The 16940-nt window shown below is 43.8% G+C and carries 14 protein-coding genes; 5 read left to right on the forward strand and 9 right to left on the reverse strand.

All coding sequences use genetic code 11. From position 1 onward, the window contains the following. Positions 1–4: 4 nt before the first annotated feature. The 4 genes from D0T66_RS10780 to D0T66_RS10795 are packed head-to-tail and all read left to right on the forward strand — an operon-like array spanning position 5 to position 3571. A complete protein-coding gene (locus D0T66_RS10780) occupies positions 5–1006 on the forward strand; it encodes an HlyD family secretion protein (protein ID WP_163357291.1) in 1002 nt (333 codons plus the stop codon). Next, complete coding sequence (locus D0T66_RS10785; RefSeq protein WP_163357292.1) at positions 1003–2172, forward strand: ABC transporter permease; 1170 nt, start codon at positions 1003–1005, stop codon at positions 2170–2172. Before D0T66_RS10780 ends, D0T66_RS10785 begins: the two co-directional genes overlap by 4 nt. Next, entirely contained in the window at positions 2156–3373 is a 1218-nt protein-coding gene (locus tag D0T66_RS10790; RefSeq protein WP_255489807.1) for an ABC transporter permease, read from the forward strand. Before D0T66_RS10785 ends, D0T66_RS10790 begins: the two co-directional genes overlap by 17 nt. A 3-nt stretch (positions 3374–3376) precedes the next feature. Continuing rightward, positions 3377–3571, forward strand: a complete 195-nt coding sequence (locus tag D0T66_RS10795) for a hypothetical protein (protein WP_221412214.1) — start codon at positions 3377–3379, stop codon at positions 3569–3571. Between the two features lie 39 nt (positions 3572–3610). Here D0T66_RS10795 and D0T66_RS10800 read toward each other — a convergent pair whose 3' ends face one another. Next, entirely contained in the window at positions 3611–4687 is a 1077-nt protein-coding gene (locus D0T66_RS10800) for a tyrosine-protein phosphatase (protein WP_163357294.1), read from the reverse strand. A 207-nt stretch (positions 4688–4894) separates the two neighbouring features. Here D0T66_RS10800 and D0T66_RS10805 point away from each other — a divergent pair, with 207 nt between their 5' ends. Further along, a complete protein-coding gene (locus D0T66_RS10805) occupies positions 4895–5947 on the forward strand; it encodes a tyrosine-protein phosphatase (protein ID WP_255489808.1) in 1053 nt (350 codons plus the stop codon). A gap of 242 nt (positions 5948–6189) precedes the next feature. Here the strand turns inward: D0T66_RS10805 and D0T66_RS10810 are convergent, their stop codons facing one another. From D0T66_RS10810 to D0T66_RS10845, 8 genes are all read right to left on the reverse strand, one after another. Further along, complete coding sequence (locus tag D0T66_RS10810; protein WP_163357295.1) at positions 6190–7428, reverse strand: FISUMP domain-containing protein; 1239 nt, start codon at positions 7426–7428, stop codon at positions 6190–6192. A gap of 646 nt (positions 7429–8074) precedes the next feature. Continuing rightward, entirely contained in the window at positions 8075–8725 is a 651-nt protein-coding gene (locus D0T66_RS10815) for an HAD family phosphatase (RefSeq protein WP_163357296.1), read from the reverse strand. Positions 8726–8803: 78 nt separating this feature from the next. Continuing rightward, the gene (locus tag D0T66_RS10820) at positions 8804–9250 is read right to left on the reverse strand and encodes a GNAT family N-acetyltransferase (protein WP_163357297.1); all 447 of its coding nucleotides are present in this window, start codon (positions 9248–9250) and stop codon (positions 8804–8806) included. 16 nt (positions 9251–9266) lie between these two features. Continuing rightward, positions 9267–10370 carry a redox-regulated ATPase YchF gene (gene ychF, locus D0T66_RS10825; protein ID WP_163357298.1) on the reverse strand — a complete coding sequence of 368 codons (1104 nt, stop codon included), beginning with the start codon at positions 10368–10370 and terminating at the stop codon, positions 9267–9269. An 84-nt stretch (positions 10371–10454) separates the two neighbouring features. Continuing rightward, positions 10455–10766, reverse strand: coding sequence for a type II toxin-antitoxin system RelE/ParE family toxin (locus D0T66_RS10830; RefSeq protein WP_163357299.1), 312 nt, complete (start codon positions 10764–10766; stop codon positions 10455–10457). Next, positions 10763–10987, reverse strand: coding sequence for a hypothetical protein (locus D0T66_RS10835; RefSeq protein ID WP_163357300.1), 225 nt, complete (start codon positions 10985–10987; stop codon positions 10763–10765). The genes D0T66_RS10830 and D0T66_RS10835 overlap by 4 nt, the downstream gene beginning before the upstream one ends. 145 nt (positions 10988–11132) lie before the next feature. Then, on the reverse strand, positions 11133–14087 hold the full coding sequence (locus D0T66_RS10840) for a hypothetical protein (protein ID WP_163357301.1): 2955 nt from the start codon (positions 14085–14087) through the stop codon (positions 11133–11135). Positions 14088–14386: 299 nt separating this feature from the next. After that, positions 14387–16921 (reverse strand): hypothetical protein, encoded by a 2535-nt coding sequence (locus D0T66_RS10845; protein ID WP_163357302.1) that lies wholly within the window; start codon positions 16919–16921, stop codon positions 14387–14389. Positions 16922–16940: the final 19 nt, after the last annotated feature.

The raw sequence follows: 16940 nt of genomic DNA on the forward strand, positions 1-16940 counted from the left end.
ATATATGCATACTGAGAAAGATAGAATAGAAGGGGCATCGAAGCTAATCCCCATTCTGGTATTCACTGCTGTCATCATAGTGGTTGGGTTGTATGGTTTCTTTTTCCTGCGCCAGCACGACAACATCGTACAAGGTGAAGCCGAGATAACAGAAATACGCATCTCGAGTAAGATTCCCGGGCGTATCGCCAAATTCTATTTCGACGAAGGCGATTATGTGCAAAAGGGTGATACCCTCGCCATCCTTAGCGCACCCGATATCGATGCCAAATTGCTACAGGCTCGGGCTGCCGAAGAGGGAGCGATGGCTCAGAACCGCAAAGCAATAAAAGGTGCCCGCGGGGAAGAAAAACAGGCGGCATACGAAATGTGGCAGAAAGCCCGCGCAGGGCTCGAGATTGCTCAGAAATCCTATACCCGTATGCAAAATCTCTTCGACAAGGGAGTGGTAACAGCCCAGAAACGCGACGAAGCGGAGGCGAATTATAAAGCTTCGGCTGCTACCGAAAGGGCAGCCAGAGCCCAATACGATATGGCTCTCAACGGAGCGGAAGCGGAAGATAAAGACGCTGCCGAATCGGTAGTGGAAAGAGCCCGTGGGGCAGTGGCCGAAGTGAAGTCGTATGTAGACGAGAGTTATATAATATCGGCTGTCGACGGGCAAATTACCGAGCGTTACCCGAATGAAAGCGAGCTTATCGGCACAGGCTCGCCGATTTTCAACATTATGGATTTTTCTGATAAATGGGGAAGTTTCAATGTACGCGAAGACAGGTTGAAGAATTTCAAGATGGGAGATGTATTGTCGGTGTACGTTCCGGCGCTCGATAGAGAGGTGGATATGAAAGTCTATTATCACAAGGATTTAGGTTCGTATGCGGCATGGAAAGCTACTAAGACAACAGGGGATTACGACCGCAAAACCTTCGAGGTGCGTGCCCGCTTTGTGGATTCGGACGGGCAAAGGGATGTTATTCCGGGTATGTCTTTGATTATAAAGGAATGAAAATACAGACAGGCATCATACCGGTCTTTGTACGGGAAATCTACCGTATGGCTACCTCCAAGTTGTGTATTTGGGGGCTGATTGTGGTGCCTTTGCTTTCCACCGGCATATTGGTGTATATGATGCACGAAGGACAGCCGCACAAGATACCTATCGCTGTGGTAGACTTGGATAATTCGGCTACCTCCCGCACCTTGATCCGCCAGTTGGATGCTTTCCCCAAAACGGATATCAAATACAAAAGCCTGTCGTTTCCCGAAGCACGCAAAATGATGGAACGCGACGAGATATATGCTATCCTGACCATTCCTGATAATTTTTCGAAGGATGCTACTTCCGGCCGTCAGCCGAAGCTGGTTTATTATACCAACAATGCTTTTTTGCTGTCGGGTTCGCTACTCTTTCAGGATTTGAAAACGATTTCGACCTTGGCATCGGCATCCGTAGGATTGCAGACCGGGCAGGCGCACGGCTACCGCGAAGAGCAGATTATGCCCGTCGTGCAGCCCATTCAGGTTGAATCGCACCCGCTGAGCAACCCCTACTTAAACTATTCGATTTACCTCAACAACTTATTGCTTCCGGCTATTCTGCAATTGATGCTGTTTATGTTTACCGTATCGAGTCTGGGTTCGGAAATTAAAGCTGGAAAAGGAAAAGTATTGCTACGCTTGTCGGGCAATTCCATCCTGAAGGTAATGGCGGGGAAACTATTGCCTTATACGCTGATTGCTATTGTTATAGCATTGTTCTATATGTCGGTACTGTATTACTATAACCAATATCCGATGAATAGCGGTTTTGTGCCGATGTTTATCAATTATGTATGCCTTATTCTGGCATCGCAGGCATTCGGCGTCGTTCTGTTCGGCTTGTTCCGCAACTACCGTTTTGCCTTGAGTATTGCCAGCCTTGTGGGGATGCTCACCTTCTCTATTATGGGTATGTCCTTTCCGGCGCTCTCTATGGATGCACCCTTACAGAGCCTCGGCTATTTGTTCCCGATGCGGCATTTTGTGCTGATATATGTCGATCAGGGGTTGAATGGGATAGCTCTTGGCTATTCGATGTATCATTATGCCGCCTTGATCGGTTTTGTGCTGTTGTCGTTGTTCTTTTTCGGTTCGGTCAAAAAGCAGCTGAACCTCAATGTTTACGAACCTTAAAGGAGTAGCTATGTTCAAATTCTTTCTCGACATATATTATACTTGCAAATCGGAACTAAAAGCCATTATCCGCGACGAGGCCATTATTATCCTCTTCCTGCTGGTACCATTCGGTTATCCGTTGCTGTATACCTATATCTACAATAATGAGGTATCGCGCGAGGTGAAAATGATAGCGCTGGATGAATCACATTCGGCTCTTGGGCGCGAATTTGTGCGCAAGGTAGATGCCACGCCCGACGTGCACATTATCGGTTATGCCGGAGATATGGAAGAAGCCAAAGAATATATGCGCCGCAAAGAGGCTTATGGTATTCTTTATATCCCGGGCGATTTCAGCAAAAATCTACATACACAAAAGCAGACACAGGTAAATGTGTATGCCGACATGAGCGCCTTGTTGTTCTACAAAGCGATGGTTTTGAGTACGACGGAAGTTTCGCTGGATATGGGAGCAGACATCCGTGTTTCGGAGGTCGGATACAAGAGTAGGGGAGACGATGCGAATACCCAACAGGCGGTTTTGAACGAATGGGTTCCCTTGTACAATCCAGCCAATGGCTTTGCCAGCTTCCTTATCCCGGCAGTCCTTATCCTGATTCTCCAGCAAACCATGTTGCTGGGTATCGCTACCCGCGTTGGTACGCAGAATGACAGACGTATCTATTCGATAGGCATCAATGACCTTACGGGGAAGAAGGTCGGCTCATTAGGACTGACCTTTGGCAAAGCGGTTTGCTATGTCCTCCTGTATATGCTCATTTCTATCTGGGTCATACGGATTGTCCCTTACCTGTTCGATCTGCCGCAGATTGGCGAACCGTCTACGATTGCCATCTTTATTATGCCTTTCCTGCTGGCATCGGCTTTCTTTGGCATTACGCTGTCCTATTTCTGCTCGCAACGCGAGTTTGCCATGCCGCTGTTTGTATTTACCAGTGTCATCTTTGTCTTTCTGTCGGGCATATCGTGGCCTTGGGCGTCCATGCCTCCTATGCTGAAATCGATTAGCTACATTATACCATCTACCCCTGCCATACAGGGATTTGTGCGCATCAATACGATGGGAGCATCCTTAGGCGAAGTATGGTTCGAATATATTGCCTTATGGGTGCAGGCAATCGTCTATTGCGTCACAGCCATACTTATGCAGAAATGGTGGTATAGGAACTATAGCCGCCAGCACATAGAGACTATATAACTGTTGTTAAACATATATAGAAATTGGTTGTATATCAGTCTGGCAATTGTCGAAGATAATCGCTTGTGGCAGAATATCAAACCTTCGGGCACACAGGATGAGGTGGTTAGAGTTGCTTTCAATCAGGATGTGAAGGATATGAAAACTTGGCTTACATCCCGCCTCAACTGGCTGGATCAGGCCTCTTTCCAAGATTAATAGATAAGGTGGGAAACAATCTCCCACCTTATTATCTTCTTAATCCTCAACGGTATTATAGAGTAATATCTTCCTTAACCTGATTTGTTTTTCGGGAGTAATTTTCAGATCTTTTTCCAGATACTCGTCCAATGTACCCCGTTTCTTACGGATGCAGGAGAGCGCAAAGCGCAGGTATGAAATATCGGTGTTGGATATTAGCAGGAGCGCTTCCTGGCTCGATTCGGGGAGGTTGGTAATGTCCGGCACGAGCGACGATTTATTTATTCCCCGGTTGGATGCCAGATAGTCGTCTTCGATAGTTTCCACAGGTACACCTAATGTGTATAGGAGGAAGTAAGAAGCCAGACCTGCCTGCTCTTTGCCTAAATGGCAACCGAACAAGATAGGGTAGTTGTCTTCGTGGCATAGATAATCGAAGAAAGCCGCAAATTGTTCGGTGTAATTGTCAACAAACTCTTTATATAAATCTTGCGTATATATGACGGCATCGCCCCGCATAAAGCGCCCTTCGCGTATCTGGGGGACAATGGATGTGAAATTATCCTGCCCGATGGGCAATCTGTAGTAATGTTCCACATTCAACGGATTGTTGAGAGGCCTGACCTCCTGTACCCGTATGTCGATGTGCGTTTTTATATGCAACCTGTTTATTTCGTCCCGGTCGTTAGCTGTCATATGCCTGAAGTTGCCGCTGCGGAATATCTTTCCCCATCGTACCTGTTGCCCGTTAGAAGTGTAATATCCTCCCAAATCGCGGAAGTTGTGCACACTGTCGAGGTTGAAAAAACGGTTGGAGATAACCCCCGACCATATTTTGTCTATCCTCAGTTTGAAGAATTGACGACGTGCCGAGTCCGGAAGATTCATGGCCGCAATATAATCGTCGCTTTTGGCTATGACGGTAGGTGTGGAAAAGAATGTAGAGTCATTGTCAGACGAAAATATTTCTACAATTGCATTCTCCGGCTCGGGATATAACTCCCATTTTATTTCATAATCCCCTTTCGACCCTTTTTCGCAAAGGACGTCTATCGACATTGTCTTCTGCGAGCAGGCGCTCCAAAGCACTATGCCGGAAGCGAATAAAAAGAGGTACGGCAGTTTATTTCTCATTTACCCTATTGATGATTTTGCTTAACACGAATAACAAATTTACACAAGTTTATACAAGGAAGTGAGCCTTTCGAGATATTAAATGTTATTTTTTCCAAAACTTAGGCATTTTTTTAATTCCTACAGCTATTTTATGCTTCTACTCTCCCTACCTTTGTTACATAATGATAATAAACCACAGCATAAATAAAATATTTTAACGAGTATATGGGAAAAATTATATTGGTATATACCTTTTTCTTCTGTGCTATATTCTTTCCGGCATGTAACCAAAACAAACCAGATATGACAGCTACATTCGAAGGTGAAGACCTGACGCAAAATGCCCAAATTTTACGGGACAAAGAGACTAAGAAAGCATCCATCAAAATAGATATACAAGGACCATGGCAATTGTACTATGGCTATTCGACCGATAGTATAGATTTCTCGCGCCCGTTGCTTACGGGGGAGGGAAGCGGTGAATTCGAACTGAATGTTGCCGACTCCTTGCGCAGCTATTTCGAGCTGGTGACGGATAACGGAAAGGCTATCCTGACGGATAAGCATCTGCCCATGACGGGCGGATATAACTTCCGCGATTTAGGCGGAGTGAGGACTACCGAAGGACGGTACGTGAAATGGGGAAAACTCTTTCGTGCCGACGATTTGGCCAATCTCACCCCTTCGGATTTGAATTATCTCAATTATTTGCCTGTTCGCTCGATTGTAGATTTCAGATCGCAACAGGAGATAAAGTCAGCTCCTGATCGCTATCCCAAATCGGTGATGAACAATTTCGATCTGAGTATCGCTCCGGGAAATCTGACACCTGACCAGATAATGGCGGATTTCACCAAGATTGATTTTGCCGGACTGATGCAAGAGATCAACGTCCTGTTGGTTTCCGATTCGACGGCGATAAACCGTTACCGGGAGTTTTTCCAGATATTGCTGGATGAAGATAATGTTCCTGTCCTCTATCATTGTACGGCAGGTAAAGACCGTACGGGTATGGCTACTGCCCTCATTCTGTTAGGATTGGGTGTAGATGAAGAGACTGTAATGAACGACTATCTGCTTTCGAAAGTCTATCTGGCAGATAAGTATGCCCCGATGGTGGAACGCTATCCGCAAATGGCACCATTGATGACGGTAGAAAGAGAATACCTGCAGGCAGGGTTGGACAAGATCAAAGCCGATCACGGCTCGGTAGAAAACTACCTGACTACGGTATTGGGCGTCGATATCAAGAAACTGAAAAGCATGTATTTGTATTGATGTCACCCTCGTGTCACCTTTGTAGGTCTCTGTTTGTGCTTATTATGAGCAGATTATGGTAAAAAGGTATACAAAAAGTATATATGTTTTGTGCGTTTTTTTGTGAGGTTACTTTTTTATTACTTAACCACGGAGGGCACTAAGTTTTTACACAGAGGACACAAAGTGAAAGAACGCAGGGAAACAGCTAACAGTTATCCGAAAAATATGATAACTGTTAACTGATATCTAATAACTGGTCATTAGTCTTTCTTGCAGCGTACGGAAAAAAGAAAATTTACAGTGCCAGCATTATGGCGATAAACACCGTTCATTATATTTTGTATACTACGATACCAGGCATTTCCTACATTATACGTAGAAGAACTACTCGTCCAATAAATACCGGTTCCTCCAAAATTGATTACAGAACCATAACTGGCCATCCCTGGCGCCAATAAATTAAATCCTCCTTCTGACGGTATTTTTGAGAATCCTTCTGAAGCACGAATAATTGGATCACAAAAATCTTGTATAGCTTGCCCATGTGTTGTTCCTCGCCAGTTAACCGTATAATTGTCTTGATTTAATACTTCACTATCATCACCAGGATCAATATTGGTTGTCACATTTGCATATTTAGTTGTATTTCTTATGATCTCATTTTCTAATTCCGTCCACTCATAATCACTCGGCAAATGCCAACCCGAAGGGCAAATCCCCTGTACTTGTGCATGTATAATACCTCCTTCATTTGCTATGCTTCCTATTCCATCTATTCCTCCTTTTCCAGCCGTTGCTGCATCCCATGTATACAAATATCCCAAATAAGGATTTGCAAGATATTCTATAGAGGGGGATTCACCAGGAGTTACAATTCCAGACTCTTTGGGATAGCACCAATATGCGACATCACAGGCCATGGAAGAATTAGCATTTGGACCACTCAGAGAGCGTCCAGAAGAATGGCTGATTCCATCAAAATCCTTTGCAGATAGATTGGTTATCATCCATCTACCAGCTGTACTGAAATCGGCCGAGATGAATTCTTCATAAATCCCAGGTTTAGCTACATGACGAAGAACTTTTGTACCCCATTCCGATTCGTTAGAAGAGGCAACTGGAATTTCTGGTTTTTCTTTACCCAAAATACTCCATTTTTCACCATTCCAAATATATAGGCCAGTATTGATTGCATCAGTATGTGGGCATTGTTTTTCTTTAATATTATAAACAATCAATCCAATATGATCGCTCAAATCGTAACTTTCGGTAGTGTTACCAATCGATTTAGCCAACTCTGAAGGAGTACCTGGTTCTAAATTGGTCAATTCTACCCGAGGCATGCCTAAGCCTTTGGTGGTGGTACTTCCCTCGCTTAGTTCGAGCAAGGCTCCTGCAACAGGAGGGGTTGAATCCCCGATTTTTACCTGCGCACATAGGTTTGTTGTAACGAATGAGGCTACTATAATAATAGCCTGTGTCAAGATTTTTTGTTTCATAATGTTTATAATTAGCATATTAGTAAATTCGGATATGGATTATAGATTTTAGCCGTTAGCTGATAGCTGTTAGCTTTGTCATCCCGAGTGACTACGAGGGATCTCGTTCCGATTTGGATGTAGGGGGCAATAAATATTGCCCCGTATATGTTGGATATTGCGGGCGAAAGATTTTTGGCTCGCCTGCGCTTCGCCGAACGATGTTTCGCCCCTACAAGGGTTCTGTTGTTAACTGAAAAATCCCGCTTCTCCTCACGGAGAAGACGGGATGAAACGGGGTGAATACCCCTGACATTAACACAAGCATATCTTAAGTTGACAAGTAGACGAGTTGACCAGTAAACAAGTTTATACCATTCTCGTGTACTTGTTAACTTGTCTACTTGTTTACTTTTTCTAATAAATTTCTTATCTGAAAATTTGAATAAATCCCAAGAAAACGTTATATTACGTGTGTGTGTGTGTGTGTGTGTGTGCCTATTATCTCACCAATGAACATATTGATAAGACGAAAGTTGAATAAAAAAATAAGGCGTTTTTGTTCCATCATCCGTATAGGTATTTAACCCCGTTATATTTGACAAAGGAAAACAAAAAAACCGGAAAATGCAACTTTTCCGGTTATGATACTGTATTTTAACTACAATCAGATAAACGTTTTCAGGCGTTCGATATCCTTGAAGTCCGAAATAACGGCATAGGTATAATCTTTCAGGAAATCGGCCGTGTGTGTTGTCGAAACTCCTATCACGCGCATAAAGGCATAGGTAGCAGCCTTGATACCTGTGAAAGAATCTTCAAAAACGGTACATTCGTTCGATTGTACACCCAGATTGGTCTGAGCCAATACATAACCCATCGGGTCGGGTTTTCCCTTCTTGATGCTGTCGGAAGTGACAACCGTGTCGAAAACTCCTTTCAGCGATAATTGTTCCAATACAATATCCACCTTAGCGGATGGCGAACTGGTCACGACACCTGTCTTATATCCCGCCTCTTTCAGGTATTTGATGAAATCCAATACCCCGGGAATAACGAGTTTCGTATATTCGATTTTGGCTTCCATGTCGGCGGCAGCCTTGCGGATAGCCTGTTTCTCTTCGAGTGGGGATATAGTGAAATACAATTCGATGATAGAGCTGATTGTCATCCCTTTGATGGTAGCGGCAAAGTTTTCTATCTTCAAACCTGCTTTTTCGGCTACTGTATTCCAGAAATTGTCGTAGTAACATTCTGTATCGACTATCACACCGTCCAAGCCGAACAGCACTGTCGTAATCTTTGTTTCTTTCGCCATGATATTATATTATTAGATTAAATTATCCGTTGATTGACACGCAAAGTAACAAGAATTTTCTCTATTCCGGGAAAATATCTACTTTTTTTTACCTTTTTTCAGTTCGAGACGAAGAATAGGATAGTTCAATCCCTCGCCGTCGTACTCGTCGCGCCCTACTTCTTCGAATCCGAGGTGATAGTAGAAATCGAGCGCCTGCTTATTTTGCTCGTTTACGTCCACCTGACGGGCATCTAATTTTTCGATGGCATATTCCATCAATTTCTTTCCGATTCCTTTGCCACGGACCGAATTATGGACGAAAAGCATTTCTATTTTATTCTCTTCGGAGATACCCAGAAAAGCCTTTATCACTCCATGATCATCTTTGTAGGCATACAAGTCCACATGGTTGAAATAGACCGGGATATGTTCCCTGTAAAATTCATAATCCTTGTTAGACAAGAAATGATGCGTCGCCTGCACGGCGCTTACCCATACATCCAACAACTTGTTGTATTCGTCTTTATGTACTGAGCAAATCATAATCGGCTATTTTTTTTTAAACGTTAAACCTGAAATGCATAATATCGCCGTCCTGAACGACATAGTCTTTTCCTTCAACATTCATCTTTCCGGCTTCTTTTACGGCAGCTTCCGAACCGAGGGTGACAAAGTCTTCGTATTTAATCACTTCGGCGCGGATAAATCCTTTTTCGAAATCGGTATGTATCACACCTGCACACTGAGGGGCTTTCCAGCCTTTGGTATAAGTCCATGCGCGCACTTCCTGCACGCCACAGGTGAAATAAGTCTCCAAATTTAATAATTTATAGGCAGTTTTTATCAAACGGGCAACGCCGGATTCCTGCAATCCTATTTCCGAAAGGAACATTTCGCGTTCCTCGTATGTCTCAAATTCGGCTATTTCCGATTCTATTTTGGCAGCAACTACCAATATTTCGGCATCCTCATCTTTCACGGCTTCGCGCACCTGCTCTACATATTGGTTGCCCGACGATGCACTGGCTTCGTCTACGTTGCAAACATACAGGATAGGCTTATATGTTAACAGGTAAAGTTCGTTGGCCGATTTTTGGTCTTCTTTACTATCGAAAGTCACTACGCGGGCAGATTTTCCCTGCTCCAATACTTCTTTGAACTGGAGAAGGATATCATACATCCGCTTGGCATCTTTGTCGCCGCCTGTTTTTGCCTGTTTTTCCACTTTCTGGATGCGGGCAAGGACGGTTTCGAGGTCTTTCAACTGCAATTCGGTATCGATGATTTCTTTATCGCGGACAGGATTAACACTTCCGTCGACGTGGGTGATATTGTCATCGTCGAAACAGCGAAGTACATGGATGATAGCATCTGTTTCGCGGATATTGGCAAGGAATTTATTTCCTAATCCCTCCCCTTTGCTTGCACCTTTCACGAGGCCGGCAATGTCGACAATTTCGACAGTGGTAGGTACTATCCGCTGCGGATTGACTATTGCTGACAGTTTGTTCAATCGTTCATCCGGAACGGTTATTACTCCTACATTGGGTTCTATCGTACAAAACGGGAAGTTGGCCGATTGCGCTTTCGCATTGGACAGACAGTTGAAGAGAGTCGATTTACCTACATTCGGCAAACCTACGATGCCACATTGTAATGCCATTTATTTTCTGAGTTTTTAGGTTTTAATGCTACAAAGATAGCACTTTATCGGGGAATGGCAATCACGCAGGAAAGAAACGGGTTTTTATTTCTTTCCGATGGTATTTTTAAGCTTTTCAGGGTCTTGCCGGCAATCCCATATAGAGGTGATAAAAACAGTCTTCTCGTGTGCGAAATAAATAACTTTGTAAGTTCTAACAATTAATGATCGAAAAGTTTCGGGATAATCTGAAAGGATAGGTTCTATTGGTGCTATTTGAGGAAACTTTTTTAGCAATTCTACAGCCTCCAGAATATCATTAGAAACATTTATAGCTGATATTTCACTTTTATCAGCTATAAAATTATATATTTTACTTAAATCTTCCTGGGCAAGAGGTAACCAGATTATCCTCATACAGAACTGTATTTTTTACGCATATCTTCTTGTGTACAGCCCAATCCGTTTTTTGCATCTTCAATCCCTTGATTGATACGAAGTTTTAATTCTTCCTCCGTATATTGACAGGGTAAAGACCTTTTTTTAAGTTTCTTAAGATATTGCTTGAGTTTATTTAGTGTTTCCTCGCTATCAATATCTTTAATAAATTCTTTTATTTCCAATTCAAAAGTTGTCATCGTAAACTCCTTTCTTCTATACATTCATTACAAAGATAACACTTTATCGGGGAATGGCAATCACGCAGGAAAGAAACGATTGGTCAAAAAAAGCAAAAGCTCCCTGAAATAGCCGGAAGCTTTGCACATTTTATATATTGAGGTATCAAGGGTAGCGAACGCAACGTGTTGCAAGTGTAAGATATTTTTTCCTTGCTGCATTACCATAAAATTCGTCATAATATACAATGGTAGGATTAGTAGCAGCATTATTAGGATTTAAAAGAGGTATCGAAATCGATTGATAATTTTTTTCCGTCGAAGTCCAGTGCGGACTTGTTGCATCGAAAGCAGGAATACTTCCTCTGTTATTAATCATTTCAATCGCTTCAGCTTCTGTAGGTACACGCCATGCACCTGCCGGATAGCCCGGCTCGGAATAAGCAGCACAACCCGTTTTTTGTGTTGTATTATAATCCTGTGTATAATTCAACCAGTTCTGATGTGGATAAGTCGCAGTATTGTAACTTGCCGGAATACCCATAGCGTAGTTCCATATACTTTGCCCGGCGGTGCGAATATCTACTTTAGCTACAATTCGTCCGGTGGATAGTTTAAAGTTTCCTACGTCTTGCGTAAAGCTGGTAATATTCGTCCATGTACCGTTATTATTATATTGAATAGTAATTGTTCTGGTGGAGGTTGTTGATTGGTTGAGCGGTATAGCCAGAGTAGTTGAACTGTTGCCGCTGTTGGCGCCATTTACTGTTCCGCTGATTGTTCCACTTTGAGTATTTAATGCTCTCACGCTTATATTCGGCCGGAAGCCTGTCAGTGTAACTATGCAATTACCTCCTGCTGCAGATGTCACAGCAGTGGCCGACGCTGCCGTTACCTTATATCCGGCCTGGCTGACGGCTGCGCCTATGGTTGTCCAGGCATTGCCATTTTTCGGGTTCTGATATTGACATACTACATTCCGGGTTGTCCAGGAAGCATTTTTCGGCACACTCAGGTTGCCCGAAGTTTTCGAGCCCGAAGTAGTTGCGGCAATCGTACCCGTTGTTAAGGCGGTGACACTGGAAGCGCTTGTGGTATAATAACCCGAACGGACATTTAGCTGGGGAAAATATCCGGTAGCGGTGACACTGGTATTATTAGCGGCATTGGCAGCAAGCGTAGGAATAGTTCTACTAATCCCCGAGATATTATATCCCGCTTGGGTGACTGCCGAACCGACAGTCTTCCATGAAGCACTTCCCGGATGATAATATTCCATTCTTACACTTCTCGAATTCCATGTAGCATTTGCCGGTACCGACAAAGTTACCGATCGCGTTCCGTATTCTCCTGCTGCAATCGTTCCCGTCTTCAGCGCTGCACTTCCCGTCACATTATAGGCCCTGATATAGTTTGTCATATTCGGATAGGCACCCGCCAGCGATACGTTTACATTGGTGGCGGCACTGGCTGACAAAGCAGACAAATTAGTCGACGCTGACGAAATATAATATCCGGGCTGGGTAAGTGTTTTACTTCCTCCCGAAGTGAGCATGGAAGATGTATTATTCCCATAAACCGCCGATACGGTTATAGTCCTGTTCACTGGTGATGTTGTTATAGACCAGGTGGTATTGGGAGAAATGTTGACCGTAGTGCTCTTATTCCCAAAATTGGAAGGGTTTTGATTGGCAGAAGCCGTACCGATGGAAGGAGTCGCTTTCCAGGCAGCATTGGTACTCACATTCACGGTGATATTTCCGCCTGCCCGGGCTATGCTTGTAGCACTCAATGAATTGAATGTAAAGCGGGCACCTACTGTCCTGTTCATAACCACATCGAAAGGCGCAGGAGCTGCCTGCGGACTTGTATTGAGCGCCGAAAAGCGAACAGTCGTGGTGTAGTTGCCCGGAGCGGGTTCGCTGGTGCTCGGGTTGAATGTGACGCTTGTCGCTCTTGTGGTTACAGGGGTAGTAGTGCCTTGCGTTGTTCCGGCTGTAATGGCTGTTCCACTCAACGAAGCGCTACCAACGACGGCAGCATAATTGCCGGACTGCACTGCAAACTGCCATTGTGCATTGGTGTTGAAAGTCACATTCTGAGCGGATGCAAGACTTATTGTTCCGGCGCTGGTTCTTGTCAGCACGGGGGCAGCAGCCGTTTGTTTTACATCTATTTCCCTGCTTTTGAAATGGGGATCGGTGGAAGTAATATTGAGTTTGGCGATACGTTCTGCCCAAGTCGGGTTATCGGCAAGGGTTATCCTCATTGTACCACTATTAGGGCGATTGGTATTATCGGCCAAGCCTGACAACATTGTTCCCGGATTGGTGGAAGTGAGGGCTGCACTCCAATCCGAAGCCTCGGTAGTGGCAACAACGCTATGAGTAGTACCTTGCGGAGCAAAGGTAGTTGTATTGAGCGAATAGAGCATTTCCCTGTCGAGCTGCGTTATGGTGATAGGGTGCACATACGTTTTGTTGTCTATTTTTACGGTTGCCGTAACAATCGTTGTACGATCTCCGCCGGTCGTATTTACTTTCGGTTGAAAAGTAAATATTTTGGAAACTCCCCGCGTAATATCCGACGGGTATTGTTGCCAGTCAGCCGATGGGATAATGCCATCGTTGGTCCATAAGACCGACGCATTGTTGTGGCTCAAATCCAATGTTACGTTTCGGGCGGCTAAAGCGCTTTTATAAAACAACATACTGCTTGTACTGAAAAATGCTTTGGCACAAGGTGTGGGGATGCGTGCCCATTCGGTTCCGCTCCACAGGTAGATACCTTTGCAGAAATCGACGCCGGTATCGTTGATATTGTATACCATAAGCCCGGCATGGCGGGCATCTTCGGCATCTTTCAATGTTCCTGTGTAGTTGGCATTAGCCAATCCGCTTCCGGGAGAAGTTTCGAACATGGGGAAAAGATTATCCGTATCAGTCAATGAAACCTTCGGGAGCACCATCCCTTTATTTGAACTTCCATCCGGGTGTTGTTTCAAATCCAGCAAAGCTCCTGCATTGGGTGCATTACCCGAACCGATTGTTACTTGTGCAAAGGAATTGATTGCTGTGAAAAAGATAACTATCAATAGAATAGCCTGTGATGACGACCTCATAGTACAAATTGTTTATATTTAGGATTGTTTGTATAGTTCATTGCTTCATTAATATTATGATTTGACGAAGGTATTTCTTTATCAGGCTGACTTTGGATTTTTTAGACGAAACGGGGTATTTTTGCGACGAAACGGGGTATTTCTACTGACAAAACGTTTTTTGCCGGCTATTCATTTTTTAATTCTTATTGCCAAATCGAAGACAAAAAACAAAGGGTACTCCTGGCAATCACTGCCCAAAGTACCCCTTTCGCATTAAATACAAGTAAATAGTATAGTTGTTCTTAAATCATCGAACTTTAAGGTGCATCTTTCACGCACTTATAAGTTGCTGAGAGATCCCATTCTGAACTAAAACCGCCGTACACTATAGTAGACCAACAATAGTAAAAAGTATCATTTCTAATATCAAGCTCTATAGTTAAAAAAGGTTGAAAGAAACTTCCAAAAAAGCTTTCTCCCAATGCCTGTAAAGCTGTACGATTGGTAATGTTACTGATATCTGATCTATACGGCAAGCGAGCACCTCTACTCTCGCATGCAGCCTTAGCCTCATTTCGTTTAGCCGGACCATAAGTATTTCTGTCGATATATATATTTCCGGCTCTCACCATTAACCCTTCTTGTGTCCCTGTATATACTTGAACCCATTCGGGATTATTTGTTCCATTTTTGTGCTCTTTGGCAATATAAACCTTTATAGTGCGATCTGTATCACCTGCTCCCGGAATAGTGACTGTTCTTTGCCCAACTCCGCCAGCTGCTGAAATCCACAAATCGCCAACGCCATCTGCCGTTGTTTTTACCCTGAAATTGGGCGTCCATGTTGTTGTCGATGTATTAATTTTATAATTACCTCCGGTACTTGGAATAGTAACAGGGATATAATTATTAGACCCTGTCAGAGTATATCCGGCTTGATTGACTGCCGAGCCGACAGTTTTCCATGCCCCAAATCCTCCTGATCCGTTACTTACTCCCGGATGATAATATTCCATCCGTATACTTCGCGAATTCCATGTTGCATTAGCCGGCACAGATAAAGTAACTGATCTGGTTCCGGATTCTCCTCCTGCAATTGTTCCTGTCGCCAGAGCTGTTCTTCCTACTATCTGATAGGCTCTGATGTTCATCGTTGGATACGCACCTGTAAGAGATACGCTTACATTAGTAGAAGTATTAGCTGGCAAGCTATTCAAATCAGTAGATTTCCCCGATATATAGTACCCGGGTTGGGTGATCTTTTTACTTCCTCCCGAAGTAGACATAGAAGAAGTATTATTTCCATAAACGGCCGATACGGTTATGGTCCTCTTTACAGGCGTTGTTGATAAAGACCAGTCGGTATTAGCCGGAATATTGATCGTGGTACTCTTATTCCCAAAATAGGAAGGATTTTGATTAGCGGAAGCCGTACCGATGGAAGGAGTCGCTTTCCAAGCAGCATTGGTACTCACATTCACGGTGACATTTCCTCCTGTTCGCGCTACACTTGTAGCACTCAATGAATTAAATGCAAAACGCGCAGCTACTGTCCTGTTCACCGTTACATCCAAAGGCGCAGGAGCTGCCTGTGGACTTGTATTGAGCGCCGAAAAACGCAAAGTTGTCGTATAGGTTCCCGGAACGGGTTCAGTTGTAGCCGGATTCAATGTCAAGGCCACCCCGTTGGTGATTACAGGCGTAGAAGTACCTTGTGTCGTTCCGGGCATAATGGTTGTTCCATTCAGCGAAGCGCTACCAACAACATCATTGTAATTGCCCGATTGCACTTCATACTTCCATTGGGCATTGGTATTGAGAGTTACATTTTGTGCCGATGTAAGGTTTATTGCTCCAGAGCCTACTCTTATCAAGGAAGGTGCTGCTGCAAGTTGTTTTACTTCAATATCCCTATTTTTAAAATGAGGGTCTGTTGAAGTAATATCTAATTTGGCAATACGCTCGGCCCAAGTATTATTATTATCAAGGGTTATGCTCATAGTTTTTCCACTGGTGCGATTTGTATTATTTGCCAAAGCTGTTATCATCGTCCCCGGATTGGTGGAAGAAATAGCAGCACTCCAGTCGGAGGCTTCGGTCGTAGCTATCACACTATGGGTAGCGGCGTATGGAGAAAAGGAAGTCTTATTGAGCGAGTAGGTCATTTCCCTATCGAGTTGCGTTATGGTGATAGGATATACAAATGTTCTGTCGCGGATTTTTACTGTTGCCGTTACCACTGCTGTACGGTCTCCACCGGTATTATTCACATCCGGCTGGAAAGTAAATATTTTGGAAATATCCCGCGTCAGATTCGACGGGTATTGTTGCCAGTCAGCCAACGGGATAACCCCATCGTTTGCCCATTGTACAGTTGCTCCGTCATAGTTCATCTCTAACGTTATATTCTTAGCGGCTAAAGCGCTTTTGTAAAAGAGCAGGTTTTCGGGGGTGAAACGTGCTTTGGCACAAGGACTTGGGATACGCACCCATTCTGTTCCCGTCCACAGATAAAGTCCTTTACAAAAATCTACTACGGCCTCGTTCGTATTGTACACTATGAGGCCTGTGTGATTTTCGTCTTCGGTATCTTTCAACGTCCCTGTGTAACTGGAATTGGCTATTCCGCTCCCGGGAGAAGTTTCGAACATGGGAAACAAATTGTTGGCATCAGTCAACGAAACTCTCGGTAAGGACATCCCTTTGTCGGAAGTTCCGTCCTGCTTTTGTTTTAAGTCAAGTAAAGCCCCCGGATTCGGTTTGTTATCAGATCCTATGGTTACTTGTGCAATGGTTGTTGTAGAATAAATAAACAGCAATGTCAAGATAACTCGTGATAATGTTAATTTCATAATTACAGTATTTAATTTG

Origin of the sequence: Dysgonomonas sp. 25, assembly GCF_010501075.1 — a bacterium.
Lineage (GTDB): Bacteria > Bacteroidota > Bacteroidia > Bacteroidales > Dysgonomonadaceae > Dysgonomonas.

Coding starts and splice junctions, on each gene's coding strand:
- D0T66_RS10845 (WP_163357302.1), bottom strand. CDS start 16,921: ATGAAATTAACATTATCACGAGTTATCTTGACATTGCTGTTTATTTAT.
- D0T66_RS10810 (WP_163357295.1), bottom strand. CDS start 7,428: ATGAAACAAAAAATCTTGACACAGGCTATTATTATAGTAGCCTCATTC.
- D0T66_RS10805 (WP_255489808.1), top strand. CDS start 4,895: ATGGGAAAAATTATATTGGTATATACCTTTTTCTTCTGTGCTATATTC.
- D0T66_RS10830 (WP_163357299.1), bottom strand. CDS start 10,766: ATGAGGATAATCTGGTTACCTCTTGCCCAGGAAGATTTAAGTAAAATA.
- D0T66_RS10780 (WP_163357291.1), top strand. CDS start 5: ATGCATACTGAGAAAGATAGAATAGAAGGGGCATCGAAGCTAATCCCC.
- D0T66_RS10815 (WP_163357296.1), bottom strand. CDS start 8,725: ATGGCGAAAGAAACAAAGATTACGACAGTGCTGTTCGGCTTGGACGGT.
- D0T66_RS10820 (WP_163357297.1), bottom strand. CDS start 9,250: ATGATTTGCTCAGTACATAAAGACGAATACAACAAGTTGTTGGATGTA.
- ychF (WP_163357298.1), bottom strand. CDS start 10,370: ATGGCATTACAATGTGGCATCGTAGGTTTGCCGAATGTAGGTAAATCG.
- D0T66_RS10800 (WP_163357294.1), bottom strand. CDS start 4,687: ATGAGAAATAAACTGCCGTACCTCTTTTTATTCGCTTCCGGCATAGTG.
- D0T66_RS10835 (WP_163357300.1), bottom strand. CDS start 10,987: ATGACAACTTTTGAATTGGAAATAAAAGAATTTATTAAAGATATTGAT.
- D0T66_RS10785 (WP_163357292.1), top strand. CDS start 1,003: ATGAAAATACAGACAGGCATCATACCGGTCTTTGTACGGGAAATCTAC.
- D0T66_RS10840 (WP_163357301.1), bottom strand. CDS start 14,087: ATGAGGTCGTCATCACAGGCTATTCTATTGATAGTTATCTTTTTCACA.
- D0T66_RS10790 (WP_255489807.1), top strand. CDS start 2,156: ATGTTTACGAACCTTAAAGGAGTAGCTATGTTCAAATTCTTTCTCGAC.